At 67.8% G+C, this 25,822-nt stretch carries 24 protein-coding genes; 15 read left to right on the top strand and 9 right to left on the bottom strand.

Features of this window, described 5'->3' with window-relative positions:
* Positions 1–35 precede the first annotated feature (35 nt).
* Positions 36–695 carry a response regulator gene (locus ACFCV3_RS07550; RefSeq protein WP_376027181.1) on the bottom strand — a complete coding sequence of 220 codons (660 nt, stop codon included), beginning with the start codon at positions 693–695 and terminating at the stop codon, positions 36–38.
* A complete protein-coding gene (locus tag ACFCV3_RS07545) occupies positions 692–1,891 on the bottom strand; it encodes a sensor histidine kinase (protein ID WP_376027178.1) in 1,200 nt (399 codons plus the stop codon). Before ACFCV3_RS07545 ends, ACFCV3_RS07550 begins: the two co-directional genes overlap by 4 nt.
* Before the next feature lie 142 nt (positions 1,892–2,033).
* Between ACFCV3_RS07545 and ACFCV3_RS07540 the strand changes: the two genes are divergently transcribed.
* The 3 genes from ACFCV3_RS07540 (at position 2,034) to ACFCV3_RS07530 (ending at position 4,149) form a co-directional block, all read left to right on the top strand.
* The gene (locus ACFCV3_RS07540) at positions 2,034–2,918 is read left to right on the top strand and encodes an ABC transporter ATP-binding protein (protein WP_376027175.1); all 885 of its coding nucleotides are present in this window, start codon (positions 2,034–2,036) and stop codon (positions 2,916–2,918) included.
* Between the two features lie 31 nt (positions 2,919–2,949).
* A complete protein-coding gene (locus ACFCV3_RS07535; protein WP_376027173.1) occupies positions 2,950–3,756 on the top strand; it encodes an ABC transporter permease in 807 nt (268 codons plus the stop codon).
* Between the two features lie 204 nt (positions 3,757–3,960).
* Positions 3,961–4,149, top strand: coding sequence for a DUF3073 domain-containing protein (locus ACFCV3_RS07530; protein WP_344153070.1), 189 nt, complete (start codon positions 3,961–3,963; stop codon positions 4,147–4,149).
* 264 nt (positions 4,150–4,413) lie between these two features.
* Here the strand turns inward: ACFCV3_RS07530 and purM are convergent, their stop codons facing one another.
* Positions 4,414–5,487 carry a phosphoribosylformylglycinamidine cyclo-ligase gene (gene purM, locus ACFCV3_RS07525; RefSeq protein ID WP_376028705.1) on the bottom strand — a complete coding sequence of 358 codons (1,074 nt, stop codon included), beginning with the start codon at positions 5,485–5,487 and terminating at the stop codon, positions 4,414–4,416.
* 55 nt (positions 5,488–5,542) lie between these two features.
* Positions 5,543–7,102, bottom strand: coding sequence for an amidophosphoribosyltransferase (gene purF, locus ACFCV3_RS07520; RefSeq protein ID WP_376027172.1), 1,560 nt, complete (start codon positions 7,100–7,102; stop codon positions 5,543–5,545).
* Between the two features lie 462 nt (positions 7,103–7,564).
* Between purF and ACFCV3_RS07515 the strand changes: the two genes are divergently transcribed.
* Entirely contained in the window at positions 7,565–8,422 is an 858-nt protein-coding gene (locus tag ACFCV3_RS07515) for a LuxR C-terminal-related transcriptional regulator (RefSeq protein ID WP_376027171.1), read from the top strand.
* Positions 8,423–9,406, top strand: coding sequence for a LuxR C-terminal-related transcriptional regulator (locus ACFCV3_RS07510; protein ID WP_376027170.1), 984 nt, complete (start codon positions 8,423–8,425; stop codon positions 9,404–9,406).
* Between the two features lie 437 nt (positions 9,407–9,843).
* Here the strand turns inward: ACFCV3_RS07510 and ACFCV3_RS07505 are convergent, their stop codons facing one another.
* The 4 genes from ACFCV3_RS07505 to ACFCV3_RS07490 all read right to left on the bottom strand — a co-directional run bounded on the left by ACFCV3_RS07505 (position 9,844) and on the right by ACFCV3_RS07490 (position 14,168).
* Complete coding sequence (locus tag ACFCV3_RS07505) at positions 9,844–11,214, bottom strand: NAD(P)(+) transhydrogenase (Re/Si-specific) subunit beta (protein WP_376027168.1); 1,371 nt, start codon at positions 11,212–11,214, stop codon at positions 9,844–9,846.
* Positions 11,211–11,516, bottom strand: coding sequence for an NAD(P) transhydrogenase subunit alpha (locus ACFCV3_RS07500; RefSeq protein WP_376027166.1), 306 nt, complete (start codon positions 11,514–11,516; stop codon positions 11,211–11,213). The genes ACFCV3_RS07505 and ACFCV3_RS07500 overlap by 4 nt, the downstream gene beginning before the upstream one ends.
* 115 nt (positions 11,517–11,631) lie before the next feature.
* Positions 11,632–12,753, bottom strand: coding sequence for an NAD(P) transhydrogenase subunit alpha (locus tag ACFCV3_RS07495; protein WP_376027163.1), 1,122 nt, complete (start codon positions 12,751–12,753; stop codon positions 11,632–11,634).
* A gap of 80 nt (positions 12,754–12,833) precedes the next feature.
* Positions 12,834–14,168 carry a dipeptidase gene (locus ACFCV3_RS07490; RefSeq protein WP_376027161.1) on the bottom strand — a complete coding sequence of 445 codons (1,335 nt, stop codon included), beginning with the start codon at positions 14,166–14,168 and terminating at the stop codon, positions 12,834–12,836.
* 93 nt (positions 14,169–14,261) lie between these two features.
* Here ACFCV3_RS07490 and ACFCV3_RS07485 point away from each other — a divergent pair, with 93 nt between their 5' ends.
* Positions 14,262–15,200, top strand: a complete 939-nt coding sequence (locus tag ACFCV3_RS07485; protein WP_376027158.1) for a hypothetical protein — start codon at positions 14,262–14,264, stop codon at positions 15,198–15,200.
* Here ACFCV3_RS07485 and ACFCV3_RS07480 read toward each other — a convergent pair.
* Positions 15,197–16,618, bottom strand: coding sequence for a serine/threonine-protein kinase (locus ACFCV3_RS07480; RefSeq protein ID WP_376027155.1), 1,422 nt, complete (start codon positions 16,616–16,618; stop codon positions 15,197–15,199). The two genes, ACFCV3_RS07485 and ACFCV3_RS07480, sit on opposite strands and share 4 nt — an antisense overlap.
* A gap of 87 nt (positions 16,619–16,705) precedes the next feature.
* Between ACFCV3_RS07480 and ACFCV3_RS07475 the strand changes: the two genes are divergently transcribed.
* The 9 genes from ACFCV3_RS07475 (at position 16,706) to ACFCV3_RS07435 (ending at position 25,767) form a co-directional block, all read left to right on the top strand.
* Positions 16,706–17,803, top strand: coding sequence for a hypothetical protein (locus ACFCV3_RS07475; RefSeq protein ID WP_376027153.1), 1,098 nt, complete (start codon positions 16,706–16,708; stop codon positions 17,801–17,803).
* A gap of 22 nt (positions 17,804–17,825) precedes the next feature.
* A complete protein-coding gene (locus ACFCV3_RS07470; RefSeq protein ID WP_376027151.1) occupies positions 17,826–18,995 on the top strand; it encodes a hypothetical protein in 1,170 nt (389 codons plus the stop codon).
* A gap of 24 nt (positions 18,996–19,019) precedes the next feature.
* Entirely contained in the window at positions 19,020–19,757 is a 738-nt protein-coding gene (locus ACFCV3_RS07465) for a metallophosphoesterase family protein (protein WP_376027149.1), read from the top strand.
* Between the two features lie 17 nt (positions 19,758–19,774).
* A complete protein-coding gene (locus ACFCV3_RS07460; protein ID WP_376028702.1) occupies positions 19,775–20,905 on the top strand; it encodes a sensor histidine kinase in 1,131 nt (376 codons plus the stop codon).
* A 9-nt stretch (positions 20,906–20,914) separates the two neighbouring features.
* The gene (locus ACFCV3_RS07455) at positions 20,915–21,658 is read left to right on the top strand and encodes a LytR/AlgR family response regulator transcription factor (protein WP_376027146.1); all 744 of its coding nucleotides are present in this window, start codon (positions 20,915–20,917) and stop codon (positions 21,656–21,658) included.
* Position 21,659: 1 nt separating this feature from the next.
* Positions 21,660–22,046 carry a hypothetical protein gene (locus ACFCV3_RS07450; protein WP_376027144.1) on the top strand — a complete coding sequence of 129 codons (387 nt, stop codon included), beginning with the start codon at positions 21,660–21,662 and terminating at the stop codon, positions 22,044–22,046.
* Between the two features lie 11 nt (positions 22,047–22,057).
* Complete coding sequence (locus tag ACFCV3_RS07445; protein ID WP_376027141.1) at positions 22,058–23,596, top strand: cation acetate symporter; 1,539 nt, start codon at positions 22,058–22,060, stop codon at positions 23,594–23,596.
* 189 nt (positions 23,597–23,785) lie between these two features.
* Positions 23,786–24,124 (top strand): DUF485 domain-containing protein, encoded by a 339-nt coding sequence (locus ACFCV3_RS07440; RefSeq protein ID WP_376027138.1) that lies wholly within the window; start codon positions 23,786–23,788, stop codon positions 24,122–24,124.
* An 8-nt stretch (positions 24,125–24,132) separates the two neighbouring features.
* The gene (locus ACFCV3_RS07435) at positions 24,133–25,767 is read left to right on the top strand and encodes a cation acetate symporter (RefSeq protein ID WP_376028699.1); all 1,635 of its coding nucleotides are present in this window, start codon (positions 24,133–24,135) and stop codon (positions 25,765–25,767) included.
* The last annotated feature ends 55 nt before the right edge of the window (positions 25,768–25,822 follow it).

The following is a 25,822-nucleotide window of genomic DNA, read 5'->3' as shown; positions in this document are numbered from 1 at the left end:
CCCTCCGACGATCCCCCGGCCGGTTTCTCTTTGTTTTAGTCGTCCGTGAGCAGCCCGGCCTCGTAGGCGATGATCGCCGCCTGGACCCGGTTGGTGGCCGCCAGTTTCACCAGCAGCCGGGAGACATGCGCCTTCACCGTGGCCTCGCTCATGAACAGCTTCTTGCCGATATCGGCGTTCGGCAGCCCACTGCCGACCTCGACCAGCACCTCGCGCTCCCGCTCGGTGAGCTTGCTGACGCGCTCCTGCCCAACCCGGCGCCGGTCGGCCCGGGAGTCCTTGGCGTAATGGCCGATCAGCCGCCGCGTCACCGCCGGCGACAGCATCGCGTCCCCGGCTGCGACCACCTTGATCGCCTGCACCAGCTCACGCGGCGGCGTGTCCTTCAACAGGAACCCGCTCGCCCCAGCCTGCAGCGCCCGGAACACGTAGTCGTCCAGATCGAACGTCGTCAGTACGACGACCTTCGGCGGATCCGGCAGCGCCTGCACCGCTCGGGTCGCGGCCAGCCCGTCCAGCCGCGGCATCCGGATGTCCATCAGGACGACGTCCGGCCGGTGCTTGGTCACCATCGCGGCAGCATCCGCGCCGTCCTCGGCTTCGGCCACCACCTCGAGCTCACTGTCGGACTCCAGGATCATCTTCAACCCGGCTCGGACCAGCGCTTCGTCGTCCACGATCAGCAGCCGTGTCATCGCTTCCCTTCATCCACACCCACTGGTGTGACAGTCTCGCTCTCCCGGCTGATCGGCCATGGCAACCAGCCCTCGACCCGCCAGCCGCCAACCTCCGTCGGACCGGTCGCGAGCCGGCCACCAACCAGCACGACGCGCTCGCGCAGACCGACCAATCCGGCCCCGGCGCCTGGGAGCAGTGAATCAGCCGCGACCGGCCGAACGTTCGTCACCCTCACCGTCACGCCCTCGCCGCGCCCGCCGGACACCAGCACCTCAGTCGAGGCGCCACGCGCGTGCTTGTGCACATTCGTCAACGACTCCTGGACGATCCGGTAGATGGTCCGCCCGATCGACAGCGGTACGTCGGCCGCCAGCGTGATCTCGCTGGTCACAGTCACCCCGGCTGCCCGCGAGTCGGCCACCAACCGCTCCAGATCAGCCGCCTGCGGTACCGGCGCCAGGTCGGCCCCGGCCACGCTCGTGTCGGTCCGCAGTACGCCGAGGACCTCGCGAAGGTCCTCCATCGCCTGCCGGGCCGTCTCCCGGATCAGCCGGGCCGAACCCTCGATCTTCTCCGGACCGACGGCCGGGTTCACCTCGAGCCCGCCGGCGTGCAGCGCTATCAGCGACACCTTGTGAGCCAGTACGTCGTGCATCTCCTGCGCGATGCGGGCCCGCTCACCGAGCCGGGCCTGCTCGGCGCGCAGTTCCCGCTCGGCCTCGGCCCGCTCGGCGCGATCCTGCCAGGAGGCGACCAGGTCGCGGCGGGCGCCGATGAACGCTCCGATGGCGACCCACGTCCCGATCAGGAACGGCCCGGTGAACACCGAGACCCAGAAGGAGTCTTCGGTCAGACTGCTGTTGAGCACCAGAGCGACGTACCCGAGGATGGTCACGATCGCGAGGACCACATCACGGCGCCGGATCGCGAGTGTCAGCAGGGCGAGACCGAGCGGGACGAAGATGCCGCCCACGAGCATCGCGACCACGCCGATCAGCGTGACGGTGACCGGGAAGCGACGGCGCCAGAGCAGCGCCACCGAGGCAACGATGCCGGCGGTGAGGACGACCGAGCCCCTGAAGTTCCAGCCCGCGGTGCCATCGGTGCTCGCTTGCAGGACAACGGTCAGCAGGCCGAAGAACAGATAGAGGAAGTCGCGGATGCGCGGGGCATGCGTGCGCCACCAGGCGTACCACCGGCGCAGACGTTGCATTCACCCAGCGTAGTGGCGGGGTCTCAGGGAAGCCCTCCCCCATCAGGTTAGGTTCCGGACCCGGATCGCAGACTTTGGTAGGGGGTGTTTGCAGCCGGACGTCCGATGTGGCGAAGGGGGTCCGGACGGTTGACTCGTTGTCATGATCACCGTCGAGAACCTGACCAAGCGCTACGGCAGCACCACGGCTGTCCAGGATGTGTCCTTCACCGTCCAGCCCGGGAGCATCACCGGCTTCCTCGGCCCGAACGGCGCCGGCAAGTCCACCACGCTGCGGATGCTGACCGGGCTCACCCCGCCCTCGTCCGGGACGGCGACCATCACCGGCAAGCGGTACGTCGAGCTCCCGAACCCGGGCCGGGTTGTCGGAGTCATGCTGGACGCCGCCGCGCAGCACGCCGGCCGCACCGGCCGGGAGACGCTGGCGCTGAGCGCGAGCCTGCTCGGTGTCCCGAAGAGCCGCGCGGACGAGATGCTCGAGGCCGTCGGCCTCACGCACGCCGCGAAGCGCCGCGTCGGTCAGTACTCACTCGGCATGCGGCAGCGCCTCGGCATTGCGAACGCGCTGCTCGGCGACCCCGCCGTACTGATCCTCGACGAGCCTGCGAACGGCATGGACCCCGAGGGCATCCGCTGGATGCGCGGGTTGCTCCAGGACTTCGCCTCGCGGGGCGGCACCGTGATCCTGTCCAGCCACCTGCTCGGTGAGGTCCAGGCGACCGTCGACCGGCTGGTCGTCATCGGCGGCGGCCGGATCGTCGCCGACGGTTCGCTCGACGAGCTGCTCGCCGGGACCGGCACGCTGGTCCGCGGTCTCGACCCGATCGGCCTGAACCAGGCACTGACCGCAGCCGGTCTGAGCGTGGAGCCGGGCCTGGACGGCTCGCTGCGGGTCGACGCCACCGCCGAGCAGGTCGGACGCGCCGCCGCGGCGGCCGGTCAGGTCCTGATCGAACTTCGTGAGAGCGACGGTGCCGGCCTGGAAGACCTGTTCTTCCAGCTGACCGCCACCCCCGCGGCCGCCTGATCACCTACCGAAGACTTCTGGAGCACACACCATGACCACTCTGACCGAAGCCGCGCCGGCCGCCCCGGCCAAGCACAAGGCCCAAGCGGGTACGGCACTGCCGCCCGCGCGCGGCCAATCCTTCTTGAAGCTCGTCACGATCGAGCTGCGTAAGTCCGTGAACACGCGCAGCGGCCGGGTCCTGATCGGGGCGATCCTGCTGATCGCGCTGGCCGCGATGACCTGGCAGATCACTCACCTGTCCGAGGGTCCCGTCGGTTTCGACGCCTTCCTCGGCGCCGGGACGGTCGGCGCGATGCTGATTCTGCCGGTCATCGGCGTGATGGCGATGACGTCGGAGTGGACCCAGCGGACCGCGCTGACCACCTTCACGCTGTCGCCGCGCCGGGTCCGGGTCCAGCTGGCGAAGTTCGTCTCCGCCGTGGTCCTGAGCGCGGTCGTGATGACCGGTGTCGTCATCCTGGCGCTGGGCTTCACGGCGCTCGCCGGCGGAGTCACCGACCACACGGCGACGTACGCCGGACTGGGCGGACTGCTCGCCGGCGCCTACCTGACCATGGCCCTGAACGTCGTGATGGGTGCCGCCTTCGGTGCGGTGATCGCCCAGACCGCGGTCGCGATCCTGGTCTTCTTCATCGCCCCGACCGCCTGGTCGCTGGCCGGCCCGGCCCTGTTCAAGGACAACGCGAACTGGCTGGACGTCTTCTCCGCCTTCGGCCGGATCGCCGAGCGCAATCTGAACGGAATGCTGCCGGAAACCCTGACCGCGATCGGCATCTGGGTGGTCCTGCCGACGATCGTCGGACTGTGGCTTAGCTCACGCCGCGAGGTCAAATAACACCGATAGACGCGGCGGGGCGGTCCGGTCTGAGGGGTCCGGGCCGCCCCGCCGGCACGGTGATCGGACCTCTTCGGCGTCCGCCAGGGGGCCGGTGCGTGTGTCGATCCCCAGCTCCGGGTATCCTTGAACCACGATTACTGACGACTGATCCGTGGGCGCCACGCAGCGTACCCGGTTGACTTGTGCGAGGGGGTCGACGCTATGGGGCGCGGCCGTGCAAAGGCCAAGCAGACGAAGGTCGCACGCGACCTGAAGTACCGCACCTGGGACACCGACCTGGACCAGCTCAAACGAGAGCTGGCCGGCGGAGATCAGAGCGGCACCGCTTCTGCGAACGGTGACAACGACGGCGACGACAGCGACGCCGACGACTACCATCCCCGTCGGTAAACATCAGCCCGGCTGAGCTGCTCAGCGCCCCCACGGGTGTCTGAGTAGTTCTCCGTGTGTCCGACGTAGTTCCACCACACCAGCACCACGCGGTGATGTTGTGCTGCTCAAGCCGGCGGGCTGAGGCAGCACACCGCACCGCCTGGCGCGACCGCTTGGTGGACGTGTGCGCGCAAGCACCCACCGCGCCCGGCTCAGGCCGGTCGCGGTTCTGCGTGTACTTCTGACCGCGCTCGGCAAGTCCGGGCGCGGTTTTCGGGGTGCCTACTTGGCGTAGTCGCCCTCGAGGGTGACCGAGCCGCCGGGCGTGGCGAGGACCTCGCCGCAGACCCAGGCGGGGATGTCGCGTGCCGCCAGTTCGGCGATCGCCGCGTCGGCCGCCGACTGATCGAGTACGGCGACCATGCCCGCGCCCATGTTCAGCGTCTTCTCCAGCTCGAGCAGCTCGACAGCACCGAGCTGACCGACCAGGCCGAAGATCGGGGCCGGCGACCAGGTCGACCGGTCGATCCGGACCGAGAGCTCCGACGGGATCACGCGGGCCAGGTTCGCCGCGAATCCACCGCCGGTGATGTGCGACATCGCGTGCAGCGGCGTCGCGTCGTTCTTGTTGAGCGCCCGGATCAGCTCCAGGCAGTGCTTGGCGTAGACCCGGGTCGGCGTCAGTAGCGTCTCACCGAGCGTGGTCCCGAGCTCCGGAACCTCCCGGTCGAGCGCCCACTTGGCCCGGTCGAAGAACACGTGCCGGACCAGGGAGTACCCGTTCGAGTGCAGACCCGACGAGGCCATCGCGACGACCACGTCCCCGGCGCGAACCCGCTCCGCCCCGAGCAGCTCGTCCGCCTCGACCACACCGGTCGATGCGCCGGCGACGTCGTACTCGTCCGGCTCGAGCAGGCCCGGGTGTTCCGCGGTCTCGCCGCCGACGAGCGCCGTACCGGCTTCTACACAGGCCTCGGCGATGCCCTTCACGATCTGCGCGATCGTCTCCGGGACCACCTTGCCGGTGCAGATGTAGTCGGTCATGAACAGCGGCTCGGCACCGCAGACCACCAGGTCGTCGACAACCATCCCGACCAGGTCGAACCCGATCGTGTCGTGCTTGTCCATCCGCTGCGCGATCTGGACCTTCGTCCCGATCCCGTCGGTCGAGGTCGCCAGCAGCGGCCGCCGGTACGACGTCAGCGCGCTGGCGTCGAACAGCCCGGCGAACCCGCCGAGACCGCCGACGACCTCCGGACGGGTCGCCTTCGCCACCCATTCCTTCATCAGCTCGACAGCCCGGTCACCGGCCTCGATGTCGACTCCGGCGGCGGCGTAGCTCGCGCCTTCGCTCACGTTCTTCTCCTCGGTACGACGTCGATCCTTGCCGACGCGCTGGTACGGACGACCCTTACGGGCGACTGAGGGCGTCGGCTGCACCGCCACCACCGGCGACGGCGGCCAGGCCGTCCGCGTCGGTGACCGGAACCTCGAGCAGATGCTTGCCCAGATACTCCGGGTCGGGCAGCGCGACCGGGTAGACACCGTCGAAACACGCCCGGCACAGCTGATCCTTCGGCTGATTCGTCGCCTCGACCAGCGTGTCCAGGTCGATGTACCCGAGCGAGTCGGCGCCGAGCGAGCGGCAGATCTCCTCGGTGTTCAACCCGTTCGCGATCAGCTCCGCGCGGCTGGCGAAGTCGATCCCGTAGAAACAGGGCCACTTCACCGGCGGGGCGGTGATCCGGACGTGGATCTCCTTCGCCCCGGCCTCGCGCAGCATCCGGATCACGGCGCGCTGGGTGTTGCCGCGGACGATCGTGTCGTCGACGACCACCAGGCGCTTGCCCTCGATCACCTCGCGCAACGGATTCAGCTTCAGCCGGATCCCGAGCTGGCGGATCGTCTGGCTCGGCTGGATGAACGTGCGGCCGACATACGCGTTCTTGACCAGGCCGGCCCCATACGGGATGCCCGACTCTTCGGCGTACCCGATCGCACCCGGTACGCCGGACTCCGGCGTCGCGATGACCAGATCGGCCTCGGCCGGGTGCTGCCGGGCCAGGCGGCGACCAATCTCCACGCGAGTGGAGTGGATCCGCTGGCCGGAGATCTGCGTGTCCGGGCGGGCCAGATACACGAACTCGAACAGACAGCCCTTCGGGTCCGCCTGGGCGAACCGCTGCGACCGCAGCCCGTCCGCGTCGACCGCGACCAGCTCACCCGGCTCGATCTCGCGAACGAAACTCGCGCCGACGATGTCGAGCGCCGCAGTCTCACTGGCGATCACCCAACCGCGCTCCATCCGGCCCAGCACGAGCGGCCGAATGCCCTGCGGGTCGCGAGCGGCGTACAGGGTGTTCTCGTCCATGAAGATCAGGCTGAAAGCGCCCTTCACCTTCGGCAGCACCTTCGCGGCCGCCTGCTCGATGGTGAGATCCGGGTAACCGGCCAGCATCGACGTCAGGATGTCGGTGTCGGAGGAGGCCGAGTGCTTCGCGTTCGCCTTCGCGTGCTCGACGCCCGCATCCAGACCGAGATCAAGATCACCACCGCCGTTCAGACTGGCGGCGAGCTCCCCCGTGTTCGTCAGGTTGCCGTTGTGCCCGAGCGCGATCGACCCGGTCGCCGTGGACCGGAACGTCGGCTGTGCATTCGCCCACACACTGGACCCAGTGGTGGAGTACCGGCAGTGCCCGATCGCGATATGCCCGCGGAGTGAGGCAAGAGTCGCCTCGTCGAACGCCTGGCTGACGAGACCCATGTCCTTGTAAACGAGGATCTGACTCCCGTTACTGACCGCGATCCCCGCCGACTCCTGCCCCCGGTGCTGCAAGGCATAGAGCCCGAAATAGGTGAGTTTGGCAACCTCTTCCCCCGGCGCCCAAACCCCGAAGACGCCACAAGCGTCCTGCGGTCCCAGGTCCTGAGGGTCAAGGTCATGAGTGAGCCGACCATCGCCACGAGCCACACCAGCAGTCTACGCGACAGACGGACGTGTCCCCGACGCACCAGATTTCAGGGCCGACCGGGCGGGGCCGACCCACATCAGATACCGCTCAGTCCCAGCAAGCCCCAGCAATGCAGACCGGGTCACCCGGGCCTGGCGGGGGAGGCGGAGCCGCTGCGGAGCCCAGCGAGAGGGACAGTGACAGGGACAGTGTGAGCGCACTCCCACCCATAACTGCCAGTATCTTCTTGATCACAACTCGTCCTTTCGAAATAATCCGGACCCACGCAATGAGTGCTCATTGTCGACGCTCTGTGTATATGGTCGGTCCCGACAGGTTCACGAGGAGGATTCGTGCTCGATCCGCTAGGTGTGGATGAGGCCACATTTGCGGTTTACCACGCCCTGCTCAGCCAGCCAGACAGTACGCCGGAGCAGATTGCCGCGCTAGTAGATCGCCCCGTAAACGATGTACACGAGCTGTTGAACAAGCTGCGCAAGCTTGATCTGCTGGTGCCGACCTGGGCGAATCCCGACGGCGAACACGCCGTCCACCCCCGCGTAGGCCTCGCGAACCTTGCCGAACGGCGCCGGACGGCGCTCAATGCGGAGTTGGGACTCCTCCGCGAGGCCGAGGCAAGCGCGGAGGTCGTCGCCGAGCAGTACAACGAGTTGCTGACCGCACGCAGCAGCGGCGACGTCGAGGTGATCAAGGGCAGGGCGAACGCCTCCCGCCGGATCGACGAGTTGGCCCTGAGGACCCGCGCCACCTTCTGGGCCCTGATCCCGGTCCACGTCGAGGAGACAATTCGTCCGATGCAGGAGGGCTCGCCGGACGCACCCCTGCTCGAGCGCGGCATCAAGATGCGCGCTGTCTACCTCCAGCACATGATCGAGTCGAAGGCCGCGGCCGAGTACGCACTCAGCATCCACCGACTGGGCGGCGAAGTCCGCGCCACCCCCACTCTGCCCATGCGCCTCCTCGTCTTCGACGGTGAAATCGCCGTCATGCCGATGGATCCCGACAATCAGAGCGCCGGCGCCGTGATCCACCGCAGCCCGGCGGTCGTCAACGTGGCGAAGGCCCTCTTCGACGCCTACTGGGCCCGGGCCGTCGAGCTGTTCGCTCCAGATGACCGCGAGAACGAGTCCCCTCTCACTCCGCACGAGGCCGAGGTACTACGACTGCTCGCGGGCGGGGCGAAGGACGAGCAGGTGGCTCGTCTGCTGGGGATCTCGCTGCGGACCGCACGACGCATCACGGCGAACCTGTCCGAGCGCCTCGACGCAGCCAGCCGGTTCGAGCTCGGGGTGGCGGCCGCAAAGCGCGGCTGGGTCTGAGTGTTCGAGTCGCTGGGGCTGTCACAGGAGAGCCTCGACTTGTACCGGCTGCTCCTGCAGAGGCCGGAACTGGCGCTCACAGCGAACCGTCCCCTCCTCTGCGCCGAGTTGAAACTGCCGGAGGAGCAGGTCGAGGCACGTCTAAAACACCTGCGAGACATGGAGTTCCTTGCATCCCGCTGGAACGACAACGGCGATGAGTACCCGGTGGATCCCGCTCTGACGCTTGAGCGCCTCGCCACCAAACGTCAGTCGATGATCGGCGACCTCACCGAGCAACTCGAATCCGATCGACTCCGCGCGAGCGAATTCATTTCCGACTACAACAGGTTCCTGGTACAGAACTCTGTGCCCGACGTCGAAATTCTCGACGACGTCGACAAAGCAAACTTGCGAATGCAGCATTTCTATCCGACCAAATCAATGTGGGGCATGGTCAAGCCGGGACCACTCACAACTCCACCGACAGACAATTTCGCCGACCAACACATCATGGCTCGTGGAGCAGAGTGCCGCTATCTCGCATCGGAGTCCCAGCTCAAATCCCGGATAGGACAGGAATGGGTTGAGTTCCTTCGGGATGTCGGCGGCAAACTGCGGGTCGTTCCGTCCGTGCCGTTCAAGCTCGTCATCTTTGACGGGGAGTCCGCAGTGATGCCTCTCGATCCAGACCGGTACGAGGCCGGTGCCGTGGTGCACCACAGCAAAGCCGTCGTGCGGATGGCGATCGAGATGTACGAGCACTATTGGCGGCAGGCGGATCGGTCGTTCGAGCGGACGCCTGAGCCGGGGGAGCTCAGCGCGCAGGAGTCAGAGTTCCTTCGGTTCCTGGTGCAGGGGGCTACTGATGAGCAGGTGGCTCGGAAGTTGGGGGTGTCTATGCGAACGGTTCGCAGAATGGCGGCGAAGTTGGGGGAGCAGGTGGGGGCTTCGGGGCGGTTCGAGCTGGGGGTTCGGGCGGCTCAGCGGGGGTGGGTGGATTAGCCCCAGTCCCAGGCCCGGGGGTAGGGGGAATTGTTCTGTGGGCAGGCCAAGGCGGAGCTCCTGACGGGGGTGGGCGGGTGGCGGGAGATGTCACGCCGGGGGTGCAGCGGGAGTTGCTGACGACTGAAGTTAAACAGGCGGGGAAATCGGCGGCAATGAATCCTGCTGGCCGGGGTGGGACGTTGGCCGGGAGCGGCCAAAGGTCGCCGCAGACTGCGGTCTGGACCAATTTCGCACGAATTCGTGCAAACCCGACTAACAAGCGGCGCTAACCGCCTGCCGTGGTCTACCCCGCCACCTGATGAACTGCATCCCGCCGTACGAGTGTGCACACTTTGCCCTCAGCAACCGCTTACCCACGAACTTCCCGCCGCACCGGCGGGCAACGGGAAACGGCTGCCGCGGGGGGCGGCAGCCGTTCGGGAGAGGGGGTGGGGCTAGATGTTTTTGAGGGCTGCCAGGAGTTTGGTGAGGGAGTCTTTGGCGTCGCCGAAGAGGAGGGTGGTTCTCGGGTCGTAGAGGAGTTCGTTCTCGATGCCGGCGAACCCGGGGCGCATGGAGCGTTTGAGGAAGATGACGCGCTGGGCCTCGTCGGCGTTCAGGATGGGCATGCCGTAGATGGGGGCCGAGGGGGTGGTGCGGGCGGCGGGGTTGACCACGTCGTTGGCGCCGACGACCAGGACCACGTCGGTGGACTTGAAGTCGCTGTTGATGTCTTCCATCTCGCGGAGCTGGTCGTAGGGGACCTGGGCTTCGGCGAGCAGGACGTTCATGTGGCCGGGCATCCGGCCGGCGACGGGGTGGATGGCGTAGTCGACCTTGACGCCGCGGTCGTGGAGCTCTTCGACGAGTTCGCGCAGGGTGTGCTGGGCCTGGGCGACGGCGAGGCCGTAGCCGGGGACGATGATGACCTTGTTGGCGTAGCCGAGCAGGATCGCGACGTCCTCGGCGCCACCGGAGATGACCGGGCGTTCGGAGGCTTCACCGCCGCCGAGCGTCGACCCGCCACGAACGGCGCCGAAGAGGATGTTGAAGACCGAGCGGCCCATCGCGTCGGCCATCAGTTTCGTCAGCAACGTACCGGCCGCGCCGACCAAGGTGCCTGCGACCAGCAGCAGGGTGTTCCCGAGGACGTAGCCGCCGGCGGCGACGGTCAGGCCGGTGAAGGCGTTCAGGAGCGAGATGACGATCGGTACGTCGGCGCCACCGACCGGCAGCACCAGCATGACGCCGACCGCGAGGCCGATCAGGCAGAGCAGGATGCCGACCCAGACGCGCGGGTCGGAGACCAGGAAGCCGGCCAGCACCAGGCTGCCGAGGATCGAGGCGATGAAGAGCACCGGCAGACCGGGGAAGGTCACCGGACGGGTCGTCATCAGTTCCTGGAGCTTGGCGAACGTGACGATCGAGCCGGAGAAGCTGATCGCGCCGACCAGGATGGTGAACGCTGTCGCGATCGCGGCGACCGTCGCACCGTCGGGAACCTCGCCGAGCTCCATCAGCGCGACCAGTGCGGCCGCGCCACCGCCGACACCGTTGAACAGGGCAACGAGCTGCGGCATGTGGGTCATCTGGACCCGGCGCGAACCGGCCACGCCACCGACGGTTCCGATCGCGAGGGCGATCAGGATCGGGGCCAGGTGGTCGGGTTTGTAGGCGACGAAGGTGATGATGACGGCGAGCACGGCACCGGCGGCGCCGAGCAGGTTGCCGGTCCGGGCCGACTTCGGCGACGAGAGCGCCTTGAGGGCGACGATGAAGCAGACTGCGGCGATCAGGTACCCGATCTGGGCCCAGGTCGGGATCACTTGCCAAGCTCCTTCTTGCGGGCGGCCGGGGGCTTGAACATCTCGAGCATCCGGTCGGTGACGACGAACCCGCCGACCATGTTGACGGTCGCGAGGACGACGGCGAGCAGGCCGACGATCACCACCAGGGTGGACTCGGCCTGGCCGGTGACGATGATGGCGCCGACCAGGATGACGCCGTGGATCGCGTTCGCGCCGGACATCAGCGGCGTGTGCAGGGTCGAGGAGACCTTGCTGATCACCTCGACACCGACGAACGCGGCCAGGACGAAGATCGTCAGCAGCGCAATGGACCCGGTCACGAGGCCTCCTGACCTGGACTGAGGAGCGTAGGGAGCGAAGCGACTGGAGCGACGAGGGAAGGGCTGGAGTTCCAGCCTCGTGACCCGCCGCGCCGGAGGCGTGGCATTTGTAGAGTCATGACTGGCCTTCCAGAAGTTCGCGGGTCGGCTCGTGCAGGACGGCCCCGTCGTGGGTGACGCAGCAGCCGCGGACGATCTCGTCGTCGAAGTCGGGGTCGAAGGCTGCGTTGCGGGTCATCAGCCGGATCAGGTTGGCGATGTTCTGCCCGTACAGGCGGCTGGCCGGGCCGGCCATCTGGCTGGGTACGTTCGCCCCGCCCCAGACCAGCGCGTTGCCGATCGTCAGCTCGGTGCCGGCGACCGATCCTTCGACGTTGCCGCCCTGCTCGGAGGCAAGGTCGACAACCACCGAACCGGGCTTCATCTGCTCGACCATGGCTCGCGACACCAGCATGGGAGCGGTTCGCCCCGGTACGGCGGCTGTCGTGATCAGGGCATCCGCAGCGGCGACGTACGGCGTCAGCAGCTCGCGCTGGAGCTGCGCCCGCTCGGCCGTCATCTCGCGGGCGTAACCGCCAGGTCCGTCCAGGGTGCCGAGCTCGAGGGTGATCGGTGTCGCGCCCATCGAGGCGATCTCCTCGGCGGCGGCCGTGCGGACGTCGTACGCCTTGACAACGCCACCGAGCCGCTTCGCGGTCGCGATGGCCTGCAGGCCGGCGACCCCGGCGCCGAGGACGAGCACCTGGGCCGGCGGAACCGTGCCGGCCGCGGTCATGTTCAGCGGGAAGAACCGCGGGAGCCGTTCGGCGGCGACGATCGCGGCCCGGTAGCCGGCCACCAGGGCCTGCGAGGACAGCGCGTCCATCGACTGAGCCCGCGAGATCCGCGGGACCAGCTCCATCGCGAACGCCGTCAGCTTGGCCCGGGTCGCGGACCGGATGATGTCCGGCGGATTCGTCGGCAGGAACGACAGCAACGCCGTACCGGCATGCAGCCGCTGCAGGCGTTCCCGCTCCAGCGGCTGCACCGAGGTCACGATGGTCGCCGCGTGGTCGGCACCCCAGGCCACCTCGGCGCCGGCTTCGCGGTACTGGTCGTCGGAGTAGAGCGCGCGCTCTCCGGCGGCCGGCTCGACCGCAACCTCGTACCCGAGCTCGATCAGTTTCGCGACTTGTTCCGGCACCAATGCGACCCGGCGCTCGGCCGGCCTGGTCTCCCGTACCACTGCGATCTTCACTCGCCGAAACCTATGCCAAACCGAGCGTTGTCGGAAACCCTGGCCCCGACCTCGTGGTCAGGTTGTGTCCTGCAAGCCCTTTACGCGTTGTCCGCGAGGTTCTGCAGGAGCAGGGCTTCGGCCAGGCAGACCTTGCGGAACTCGGCCAGATGCAGGCCCTCGTCGACGCCGTGCGCGCGGGTGTCCGGGTCCTCGACGCCGGTCACCAGGATCGCGGCTTCGGGGAAAACCCGCTGGAACTCGGCGATGAACGGGATCGATCCGCCCATGCCCATGTCGATCGGCTCGACACCCCAGGCGGTCTGGAACGCCGACCGTGCCGCCTCGTAGCCGCCGCCACGTGCGTTGATGCTGCACGGCTGGCCGACCTCACCCTCAGTGACAGTCACCTGCGCGCCCCAGGGTGCGTTGCTCTCCAGGTGCTCCTTGAGCGCAGCGCTCGCCTTGAACGCATCGTCACCGGGCGCAACCCGCAAGCTGACCTTGGCGCGCGCAACAGGCACCAGGGTGTTGCTGGCTTCAGCCACGGCAGGTGCGTCAATACCCAGTACGGCGATCGCCGGGCGCGTCCACAGCCGGTCGACCAGCGAACCCGATCCGGTGAGCCGCACCGACTCCAGCACACTCGACTCGGCCCGCAGCCGGTCCTCCGGGTACACGACGTCGGCCGCGCGTGATGCGTGCAGACCGTCAACAGCAACGTCACCCTTGTCGTCGTGCAGCGTGGCGAGCAGCCGGCACAGTGCCGACAGCGCATCCGGGATCGGTCCACCGAACAGGCCGGAGTGCACAGCGTGGTCGAGAGTCCGCACCTCGACGTACGACTCGACCAGTCCGCGCAGTGAAACAGTAAGTGCGGGGTGGCCGACGTCCCAGTTGCCGGAGTCCGCGATCACGATCGCATCGGCGGCCAGATCAGCGGAGTACTCGTCCAGGAGCTGCAGCAGGGTTGGCGAACCGATCTCCTCCTCACCCTCGACGAACACCGTCACGCCCACCGGCAGGTCGTTGCCAAAGGCCCGTACGGCGGCCAGATGCGCAGCGATACCTGCTTTGTCGTCAGCCGCACCGCGGCCGTAGAGCCGGTCACCCCGCTCGGTCGGCTCGAACGGGTCGGACGTCCACTGCTCGACCGGACCGGTCGGCTGCACGTCGTGGTGCGCGTACAGCAGCACCGTCGGCTTGCCGGCCGGAGCAGGCTTCTTCGCGATCACTGCGGGTGCACCCTCACCGGCCCTGACGATCTGGACCGCGAAACCCTCCGCCTCGAACAGTGCGGCGGTCGCCTCGGCGGACCGCTGGACATCGCCCGCGCGGGCTGCTTCGTAGCTGACCGAAGGGATCCGGATGAGGTCCTCGAGGTCGGCACGGACACTGGGCAGAACGCGGTCGATCGCCGCGGACAGATCAGACATGAGGCCTACGGTACGGCGTGCCCCAACCGCCAGTCATTGTCGCCATAGAATGACGGCACCGTAAGATTCCGCCCCCTACGGAAGAGGACACCAATGTCCCGCTACCGCCCCGTTCTCATCAGCCTGCTGCTGACCACCGGCGTACTGACGGCCGCAGCACCCGCGCAGGCCGCGATCACCTGTGACACCGCCACTACCGGCGGTGCGACGTTCTACGACGGGCCCTCTGCTTCGAGGAAATACGACGCCCGGTTCAGCAACAGCGCGAGCATCCCGAACCTGAGCACGCACACCCCGCAGGGCGCCGGCACTTGGTACAACTGGGACGGCAGCGGCAAGAACCTGCTGCTGGTCGCCTCGTACCGCGCGGGCGCCGACTCGCAGATCTACGGCATCGACCCGGCCACCGGGTCTACTGTCGGCGTGGTCGCGGTTGCCGAGTCACATGTCGGAGGGATCGCGGTCAGCCAGGGCTGGGCATTCGTGTCCGGTGCGGGGTCGAGTATCCGCAAGTACAGCCTGACGGCGCTCCGTGATGCGATGAAGGCGGCCGGGACGCCGTACCTGACTCAGGTCGGTACGGCGCGGGACGTGGCCGCGGCCTCGTTCATCGGCACCTATGGCGACTCGCTCTTCGCCGGCTCCTTCAACGAGACCGGCCGGGGCACGATGTACGAGTACAAGATCGCTGCCGACGGCACCCTCACGACATTGTCCGGCGCCTGGGAGATCCCCACCAAGACACAGGGTCTGACAGTCACCGCGAACCACTTCATCTACAGCACGTCGTACGGGCGGACCAACCGCAGCAACCTGTACGTCGTGAAACGCGGCCAGAAGGACCTGGATGCCGCAGCGCTCAGCTGCTTCCGGGCGCCGAGCATGACCGAGGGCATCACCGAGTACAACGGCACCGCCTACCTGGTCTACGAATCCGCGTCGCACCTGTACGGCTCGGACCCGAACACGCTCAACGTGATCCCGCGGATGCACAAGGCCAGCATCTCGTCGCTGACCTCACTGGTGCCTTAAGGCTGGTAGGTCACCGAGTTCACGATCTTCTCGCGAGTAGCGCCGTTGTCGTCGCGCACCTGGATCCTCAGCTGGGTCGAGCTGTTCAGCTGCCGGAACTGCTCGATGACCGACGGGCCGCTGCAGGTGTAGCGGAACGTCGCCAGATTCTGGTCGCCGACCTGGCCGCCGTCCGGTGTCGCCGGACCGCAGCCGGGCGGCGGGCTGGCGGTCGTCGGGAGCTTGCCGTTGTTGACGATCTCTACGTAGACGCCTTCGACGGCGGGGTCCGTCTGCCAGGTCGCTGTGCTGGTGGCGACCAGCAGGCGTTGCGCGTTGGTGTCCTCTGCCTTCTGTGACCAGGCGCGCGGTACCTCGACCGACAGCCTGCCGGACTCCACCTTGACCGGGCGTGACAGGACGAACTGGTAGCCGCCGTACCCACCACCGGCAGCCAGCAGTACGGCGAGCAGTCCAGCGATGACGCGACCACGCGACGACCGCCTGCCAGGTGACTGGGTCAGCTGGTTCGCACTGGACAGTGCGGTCTCCTGGTCGACACCGCCGGCGACAGGTGTCACCGGAGCCACATCACTCGCCGGAATCAGACCTGCGGGGATCTTGCCGGTCACATGCGCTTCCCGCAGTGCATTGAGGAAGCTGTCCAGGTCCTGCCAGCGCAGATCCCGGTCCGGCTCGAGTGCACGCCGTACGACGGCGTCGATCGCATCCGGGATGTCTTTGCGCAGCGTGGTCATCGAGGGCGGTGGCTTGTCGATCTGCATCACCGCACCGAGGCTGTTCACCCCATGCGGTGCCTGACCGGTGAAAGCGGCGTACGCGACCGCTCCGAGCGAGTAGAGGTCCGCACGGTGGTCGAGGCGATCACCGAGCACCTGCTCCGGAGCGACGTACGCCGGTGTACCGCCAGGCATGGTCAGCTGCGAGACGTCCTGGACCGCTTTGCCCAGACCGAGGTCGCCGAGCATGGCGCGGTCGCCACCGGCGATGCTGCGGAACAGCACGTTGGCCGGCTTCACATCGCGGTGCAGGACACCGCGGCTGTGCAGGTGCTTGAGCCCCTTGCCCACCTCGGTGATGATCCGGACCGCGTCGCCGATCTCCAGCGGGCCGGCCTTGATCTTGTCGGCCAGCGTCCCGAGGTCGGCGTAGGTGATGACCAGGTACGGACGGCCGTCGTCGGTCTCCCCGACGTCATGCGCACCCACGACGTACAGGGAGTCGACCTTGCGCAGGAACCGGCCCTCGGCCAGGAAGCGGCGCCGGACATCCTCGTCGTCGGTCCACAGGTCGGAGAGGATCTTGACTGCCACATCGGCGTCCAGCTGCTCGTCCTTGGCCAGCCAAACGGTCGCGAAACCACCGGCACCGACCCGGCGGACCAGGGCGTACCGGCCGATCCGCTGAGGCTGGTCCATGCACGCATTATGCTCGATCGTTCCTGCGACTCGCTCGCCGGTGCGAACAAAACGGCGACTTCGTGCGTCTCAGCGAGGATGGAGCAGGTGTCGAACCGGAACCGGCCGCTGGTGATCGCCGTGGCCGCAGTGGCTGTCGTCGCAGTAGCAGGCGGCGGCATGCTGGCTGCTGCGCGTGGTCCGGAGAGCCAGACCGGGGCAGCTGCTGCACCCCTGAGTGTGCCCACGACCCCACCTGCGACGCTGCCCGCCACCAAGGTCGTCATCGACGCCGCCAAGCTGCCCACCGGCCGGTCGCCACAGGTGCCGTACCTGCGCGGCCGCACTGTGCAGGGCGGTATCAGCAGTGCGGTGAAGGTGCCCGGCTCAGTGCCTGTCGAAGCGGTTGCACGGCTGTGGGACACCACCTTGGCCATGGAGGTGCCGAACGCGAACAGCAGCAGCCTGGTCGTGCTCGACGAAGCCGGCAAGGTCGTCCAGCGACTGCCCGGGATCGACTCACTCGTCACCAGCTCGAACGGGAACGCGGCCGCCTACGCCACCGGCGGGCGGTACACCGGCCGCGACGGCGGGACGGTTCACTTCCGGAGCACCGATGGCAAGGACGTCACCCTGGATCACGCGAGGGCCCGCGACATCGAGGTCCTGGCTGTCGTGGACCGAACGGTTTACATCAGTAGCCGACCGGAGGACGGCGAGACGCCGAGTCTCCACATCTGGCACAGCGATGCAAACCTGGCCGAAGACACCAAGGTCGCTCGTCCGGTAGCAGTGTCGCCGGACGGCACACTGGCCGCCGGCCTGCCGGTCTTCACCGACAGCGGGCTGTGCTCGGTGGTGACCGACCTGTCCAAGAGCCGCCAGCAGTGGCGGACCTGCCAGTACCGGCTGGACAGCTTCAGCCCCGGCAACGCCTTCGTCATCGGCTACCCGCCCAACGCCGGTTCGCCGTACGGCGAGAGCACGGCCAGCGTTCTGGACGCCAAGACCGGCAAGGTCGTCCGCACGTGGCAGGCCGAGTCGCTGCGGAACGCCGTACCGGAAGACGACGACCACGTCCTCTTCGAGTGGCACGACCAGGCCGGACCGAAGTCCCGGTCCGCCGTCGTCCGCTGCACCGTCAGCACCGGCCAGTGCGAGCTGGCCAGCCCCCTGTCCCCGGAACCCCTGCTCCTCGGATCATGAACACCTGTAAGGAGTCCCGCCGATGCGGAACAACAACGGCCGCCTGATCGCCGTGGTGGCCTCTGTCGCCGTGGCAGCCGTCGCCATCGGCGCCACCCTCGCCTACCGCCAGGGCCCCCAAACAGCCAAAGCGAACGTAGCTCCGCTCACCAGCTCCCCCAGCCTGAGCCCCACGCCCTCGGCCACGCCGTCGACGCCGACCCCGACCCGTGTCCCGAGCAAGCCCCCGTCGACCGGCACCGAGAGCACGGTGAACGTCAACAAGCTCCCCGAGGGCCGCGCACCCCAGGTGACCTACCTGGCCGGCCGCGAGGTCCGCAGCGGCTCCGAGACCGTGGCGACGATTCCGGGCAAGGGGTCCGTGCTCAGCGTCGGCCGGATGGGGGGATCCGTCCTGGCGGTCGTCATGTACGAGCCGGATGGTGACGGCACCGAGCTGCTGAAGCTCACGTCCGGCAGCGACACCGTTCGCCGTACGCGGGATGTGTCGTCCCTGGTGACGACGTCCGACCAGACCAGCGCCGCGTACGCCGCATCCCGGCTCAGCAGCCTCGGAGTCACCAACAAGGGCGGCACGGTCTATGCGGAGTCAGCCGACTCGGTGCAGTCGCTGAAGCTGCCGAACAGCTGGGAGGTCCAGGTCCTCGCCTACACCGGCGGCAAGGTGTACTACCGCGCGAGCGACGCGGAGACCGGCCCGTGGAAGCTCTACTCCTGGGTCCCGAGCAGCGCGAAGCCCGAGCTGATCAAGGCCGTCATCTCACCGACGGCCGTGTCCGCCAACGGCAGCACAGCCGCAGCCATGCCGGTCCGCAACGACGACGGCACCTGCACGAACGTCGTCCAGGTCCCCAGCGGTACGCAGCTCTTCCGCACCTGTGAGTTCCAGGTCCGCGGCTTCACCCCGAACGGCGCCACGGCGTACGGCGACGAGGACAACGCCGAGGGCTTCTGCTCCGGTATCGCGGCGGCCTTCGAGGCGAACTCCGGCAGAGTCCTGCACAAGTGGAAGGGCTGCTTCCAGGAGATGTCGGCCGAGGACGACCAGCACGTCCTCGTCGTCGCCTACGCCAGCGCGGTCGGCCAGGTCGAGAAGGTCAAGACCGCGATCATCCGGTGCACTATCGCCACCGGCGCCTGCGAACGCGCCACCCCGATCGGCACCGACACCCAGCTCGTCATCGGTTCCTAGCCAGTTCTGGACGACACTGGTTGTATGACTCGGCTTGCGGTGCTTGCGGATGTCCATGGGGTTTTGCCGGCGTTGGAGGCGGTGCTGGCGGAGAAGGACGTGCGGGCGGCGCACACCGTGGTGGTGGCGGGGGATGTGGTGAGTGGGCCGCAGCCTCGGGAGGTGTTCGAGCGGCTCAAGGCCATGGGTGACCGGGTGGCGTGGGTTCGGGGGAACGCGGACCGCGAGGTGGTGGCGATGGCTCGGGGGACGTTCAGTGGGGTGGCGCCGGATGCGGTGAGCCCTTGGGCGGCTGGGGAGCTGACTGCGGCGCAGGTGGAGTGGCTGGACAAGCTGCCGACCACCGTGACGTTCGGGGACGTGCTGGTTTGCCATGCGACACCTCGGGACGACGAGGAGGTCGTGCTGGTGGACAGTCCGATCAGTCGGTGGCTCGACGTACTAGGCAGCGTGCCGGACAGCATCAGGACTGTGGTTTGCGGGCATACGCATATGCCGTTCGTGCGGCAGGTGGACCGGCGGACTGTGGTCAACGCCGGCAGTGTGGGGATGCCGTACGGCGCTCCGGGGCCCAGCTGGGCGCTGGTCACGCCGGAAGGGGTTCAGCTCCGCCGGTCGGCCCTGGACCGCGAGAAGGCTGCACACCAGATCGTGCAGACGTCGTCGTACCCAGGTCGGCAGGGGTGGGTGGATGAATACCTGCTGACCAACTACTCCGACACGGAGGCGCTCGACGGGTTCAGAGCACGAGCTGAGGGATGAGCGGCTACGGTCGTGGGGTGTTCGCGCGGCGGCGGAAGCATTTCGGCACTCCGGCTGACAAGGCGACGTATGCGACTCTGCATACCGCTTCGTTGGCCAGTCCGCACCTGCGCGAAGGGCTGACACCCGCTGCGGCCGGCAAAGCGAGCCGCCACCTCAGAGACCTCCTCGGTACGGCGGCCATCGCGATCTGCGACTCCTCCGGCGTACTGGCGTGGGACGGGGTCGGCGGCGCGTACGAGAGCAACCACCGTCGTGACGCCCGCTCCCTGGCCGCACCGACTCTCCGCACCGGCCGGACCGCAGTACTCGGCGTCCACGACGTTGCCTGTGGAGACCCGCAATGCCCGATCCGTACGGCGTCCGTCGCGCCGATCGTGATCGAGGAGCGGGTGGTCGCCGTACTAGTCGCCTACAGCGAGCGGTCGTCGGCTGCACTGGTCAGAGCGACCGAAGAGGTCGCCCGCTGGGTGTCTGGTCAGGTAGAGCTCGCGGAGCTGAACAAGGAACGCACCCGAGCCATGGAGGCCGAGCTGCGCGCACTGCGCGCTCAGATCAGCCCACACTTCATCTACAACGCCCTGGCCGCCATAGCGTCGTTCGTTCGCACAGACCCTGAGCGAGCGCGTGAGCTCCTGCTGGAGTTCGCTGACTTCTCCCGCTACGCACTGCGTCGTGGCGGCGAGTTCACCACGCTCGCCGACGAGCTGCGCAACGTGGAGCGCTATCTGGTGCTCGAGCAGGCCCGCTTCGGTGAGCGGCTGACCGTCTCACTCCAGATCGCCCCTGAGGTGCTGCCGGTCGTCGTACCGTTCCTGGTCGTCCAGCCGCTGGTGGAGAACGCCGTACGTCACGGCCTGGAGGGCACCACCGGCATCGGCCGGATCACCATCCGGGCCCGGGACCAGATCAACGAGGCGGAGATCAGCGTCGAGGACGACGGCGCCGGCAGCGACCCCGAGGTCATCCGCGCCGTCCTGGCCGGTGAGTCCGCCAGCGACTCGATCGGCCTCGGCAACGTGGACGCGCGACTGCGCCAGGTGTACGGCGACGCCTACGGCCTGGTCGTCGAGACCCAGGTCGACGCGGGCACGAAGGTGACCTTCCGGATTCCCAAATACTCCTCAGGAGTGCACGCGTCACCCTAAGGTGAGGCTATGGCGGAGATACCACTGCGGGCGCTGGTCGCGGACGACGAGGAGCCGGCGCTCAACGAGCTGGTGTACCTGCTCCGGCGTGACGACCGGATCGGGGAGATCCGGACCGCCTCCAACGGCCCCGAGGCGCTGAAGATCCTGCAGGCGGCCGACCTGGACGTGGTGTTCTGCGACATCAAGATGCCCGGCCTGGACGGGATCGACCTGGCCCGGGTGCTGTCGAAGTTCGCCAGCCGCCCGCAGATCGTCTTCGTGACCGCGTACGACGAGCATGCGGTCCAGGCGTTCGAGTTGGAGGCCACGGACTACGTGATGAAGCCGGTCCGCGCCGAGCGGCTGGCCGAAGCAGTCCGCCGCGTGGTCACCGCCGGTACGCCGGTCGCACCGGCGACCGAGGATGGCGGCGACGAGGTGATCCCGGTGGAGCTGGCCGGGGTGACGCGGTTCGTGCAGCGCTCGTCGGTCCGGTACGTCGAGGCGCAGGGCGACTACGCCCGGCTGCACACCGGGCAGAACTCACACCTGGTCCGCATCCCGCTCAGCACGCTGGAGGAGCGCTGGCGCGACGCAGGCTTCACCCGCATCCATCGCAGTACTCTCGTCGCTCTCGCGCATGTGGACGAAATGCGCGTCGAGAGCGGGCGCTGCGCCGTACGGGTCGGTGATGACTGGCTTCCGGTCAGCCGACGGCACACCCGTGAGCTCCGCGACCTCCTGGTCCGCTCCACCTCGCTGCGCCCCTGACATGAGCACCAACACACCGCAGGGTCCCCGCCGCGTCCGAGTGACGAGTCCGCGGACCAGTGCGGCCCGTCGGCTGCCCGATCCGACCGGCGCACGGGAGATCGACGAACAGACCCGGCTCGGTGAGGTCTACATGAACTCGCTGATCCAGTCCCAGCTCCGCCTCACGCTCGCAGTGATCGGCAGCACTGCTCTGATCCTCGGCAGCATCCCCCTGCTGTTCTGGCTGGTCCCGCCGACCCGGACCTTCGCGATCCTCGGTCTCCCGCTCCCCTGGATCATCCTCGGCATCGTCGTGTACCCGGTCGTGTACGTCGCCGCCCGCATCTACGTCCGCAAGGCCGAACGCATCGAGACCGAGTTCACCGAATTCGTCGGGCGGCAGTGATGTCGTCCGCGATGAGCTTGACCGGTATCGGACTGGTGATCGTGGCAACGATCGGGATCGGTCTGTTCGGGCTGCGGATCTCCCGGACCACCAGCGACTTCTACGTCGCCAGCCGGGCGGTCACTCCACGCTGGAACGCCTCAGCCATCAGCGGTGAGTATCTGAGTGCCGCATCGTTCCTCGGAGTCGCTGGACTGGTGCTGGTGAACGGCGCCGACATGCTGTGGTTCTCCGTGGGCTACACCGTTGGCTACCTGATGCTGCTGGTCCTCGTAGCTGCACCACTCCGTCGTTCCGGCGCCTACACACTGCCCGACTTCGCCGAGACCCGCTTCCAGTCGGCCATGGTGCGCCGCATCTGCTCCGGCCTGGTCGTCGGCATCGGCACGCTCTATCTGCTGCCACAACTGCGCGGGGCCGGGCTGACGTTCCAGACCGTCACCGGAGCGCCGCCGGACGTCGGTGCGGCCGTCGTAGCCGTCATTGTGGTGATCAACGTGGCCGCGGGCGGCATGCGCTCGATCACCTTCGTCCAGGCCTTCCAGTACTGGCTGAAGCTCACCGCACTGGCCACACCGATCTTCGTCATCCTGATTGCCTGGCGCTCCGGCGACCACCAGATCGGCGTACTGCATTCACTGCAAGGTGCTGCCGCCGAATGGGCCGAGCCACTCTCCACTGCCGGTGGCCGCGACCACCCGCTCTATTCGACCTATTCGCTCTTACTGGCCTTGTGTTTCGGCACCATGGGCCTTCCGCACGTTCTGGTTCGCTTCTACACGAACCCGGACGGCCGCGCGGCCCGCCGTACGACGGTTGTCGTTCTGGCCCTGCTCGGAATGTTCTACCTGTTTCCACCGGTCTACGCGATCCTCGGCCGCTCCTTCGCTCCAGACCTGGTCACAGGTGCAGCAGACACCGTCGTACTGGAACTGCCCAGCCGCATCTTCCCCGGTACGGCGGGAGACCTGCTCGGAGCACTGGTCGCAGCCGGAGCCTTCGCCGCGTTCCTGTCCACCTCATCCGGACTGACCGTCGCAATCGCCGGTGTGATCGACCAGGACCTGCTGCGGACCAGACTGACCCGTCTGACCGGTGGAGACTACCTGGCCGTCAACAGCTTCCGAATCGCTGCCCTGCTGGCAATGACCGTCCCGTACGTCGCCTTCCGGCTCACCGGCGCTCTGAGCCTCGCGGACACCGTGGGACTCGCGTTCGCCGTCGCGGCCTCGACCTTCTGCCCGATGCTGGTCCTCGGCATCTGGTGGCGCCGCATGTCGACCACCGGCGCCGCAGCCGGTCTGATCGTCGGCGGTATCGCGGCCAGCGCAGCCGCCCTGGTCAACGTGATCGGTGCCCCCACCGCCGGCTGGCCACGCGCCCTGGTCGTCCAGCCGGCCGCCTGGACCATGCCGCTCGCCTTCCTCACCGTCATCGTGGTCTCCAAGCTGACCCCGCAGTCGATCCCGGCCGGTGCCGCCCGCAGCCTGGTCCGCCTGCACACCCCCGAAGCCGTCAACGTGGACCGCGACCCCACGCCGCTGCCCTGACCCGAGGGGCCGCTGGTCGTGGGGGATCGACCGTTCACCGCACGAGGTCGGCCCGCCGGTCGCCTGGGCTGGCCCGCTGAGCGCTCGATGCGCGTGGGTGCTGTTGGGCGAGGCGTGAGCTGGACCACAGTACGGGCAGCACAACCTGCCGGTTCCGCCCGGCCTATCCCCTGTCTGGAGGTCCCGCGCATGGCTGAGATTCAGCCGGGTGAACCGGGTCTGACGACGTACCGAGATGTCCAGCTGTCACCGGACTTCTCGGAACTGCGCCGCCGGTTCCGCCGCTTCGTGTTCCCGATGACCGGACTGTTCCTGGTCTGGTACTTCGTCTATGTCCTGCTCGCCGACTACGCGCCGAAGTTCATGGCCCACAAGGTCGGCGGCAACATCACCGTCGGTCTGCTGTTCGGGCTCGGCCAGTTCGTCTCCACCTTCGCGATCACGTTGCTCTACGTCCGCTGGGCCGACAAGAAGTTCGACCCGGACGCCAAGCACCTGCGTGACCAGATCGAGGGAGAGACCCCGTGAGCGCATCCATGCTGTTGCCACAGGCAACCGTCGTCGGTGACCCCAAGGTCAACATCGCGATCTTCGCGCTGTTCGTGGTGGCCACCCTGGCGATCGTGATCCGGGCCTCCCGGAACAACAAGAGCGCGGCCGACTTCTACGCCGGCGGCCGCTCGTTCACCGGCCCGCAGAACGGTGTCGCGATCGCCGGTGACTACCTGTCCGCCGCGTCGTTCCTCGGCATCGCCGGCGCCATCGCGCTGAACGGCTACGACGGCTTCCTGTACTCGATCGGCTTCCTGGTGGCCTGGCTGGTGGCGCTGCTGCTGGTCGCGGAGCTGCTCCGGAACACCGGCCGGTTCACGATGGCCGACGTACTGTCGTTCCGGCTCAAGCAGCGTCCGGTCCGGATGGCCGCGGCCATCTCGACGCTCGGTGTCTGTTTCTTCTACCTGCTGGCCCAGATGGCCGGTGCCGGTGGCCTGGTGGCACTGCTGCTGGGCATCTCCGACCGGGCCGGGCAGAGCGTCGTCATCGCGGTCGTCGGCATCATCATGATCACGTACGTGCTGGTCGGCGGTATGAAGGGCACCACCTGGGTGCAGATCGTCAAGGCGGTCCTGCTGGTGCTCGGCGCGGGCATCATGACGCTGTGGGTGCTGGCGAAGTACGCCTTCAACCTGTCCAGCCTGCTGGGTGCCGCAGTCGACAAGAGCCCGGCGGTCGGGGAGAAGCTCCTCAGCCCGGGTCTGCAGTACGGCGCAACGGGGATCAGCAAGCTCGACTTCATCTCGCTCGGCCTGGCCCTGGTTCTCGGTACTGCGGGTCTGCCGCACGTCCTGATGCGCTTCTACACCGTGCCGAACTCCCGCGAGGCCCGTCGCAGCGTCAGCTGGGCGATCTGGATCATCGGTATCTTCTACCTGTTCACGCTGGTGCTCGGGTACGGCGCCGCGGCGCTGGTCGGACCGGACGTCATCCGCGCGGCTCCGGGCAAGGCGAACTCGGCAGCTCCACTGCTCGCCTACGAGCTCGGCGGCGAGATCCTGCTGGGTGTCATCTCGGCGGTCGCCTTCGCGACCATCCTGGCCGTGGTGGCCGGCCTGACGATCACCGCGAGCGCGTCCTTCGCGCACGACATCTACGGCCAGGTGATCAAGAAGGGCCAGGTCAGCGGCGACGGCGAGGTCAAGGTCGCCCGGATCACCGTGCTGGTGATCGGCGCGGTCGCGATCGTCGGCGGCATCTTCGCCAACGGCCAGAACATCGCGTTCCTGGTGGCACTCGCCTTCGCGGTAGCGGCCAGCGCGAACCTGCCGACCATCCTGTACTCGCTGTTCTGGCGGCGCTTCAACACCCGCGGCGCACTCTGGAGCATCTACGGCGGTCTCGGCTCGGCGATCTTCCTGATCGTGTTCAGCCCGGTCGTCTCCGGCAAGGTGGACAAGAAGACCGGCGCGAGCCTGTCGATGATCACCGACACCAACATCGACTTCAGCTGGTTCCCGCTCGACAACCCCGGCATCGTCTCGATCCCGCTGGCGTTCGTGCTCGGCATCATCGGCACGCTGACCAGCAAGGAGCAGGTCGACGTCGACAAGTTCGCCGAGATGGAGGTCCGCTCGCTGACCGGTGCGGGCGCCGAGAAGGCGACGGTTCACTAACCCCCAGACCTGTCAGGTAGGTCCTGCGAAAGTCGGCGGACCTGCCTGGCAGCCC

The sequence above is a fragment of the Kribbella sp. NPDC056345 genome (assembly GCF_042262745.1).
In the GTDB taxonomy this organism is placed as follows: Bacteria; Actinomycetota; Actinomycetes; order Propionibacteriales; family Kribbellaceae; genus Kribbella.
The sequence above is the reverse complement of the archived record's forward strand: the minus strand, read 5'-3'. Positions and strand labels throughout refer to the sequence as shown.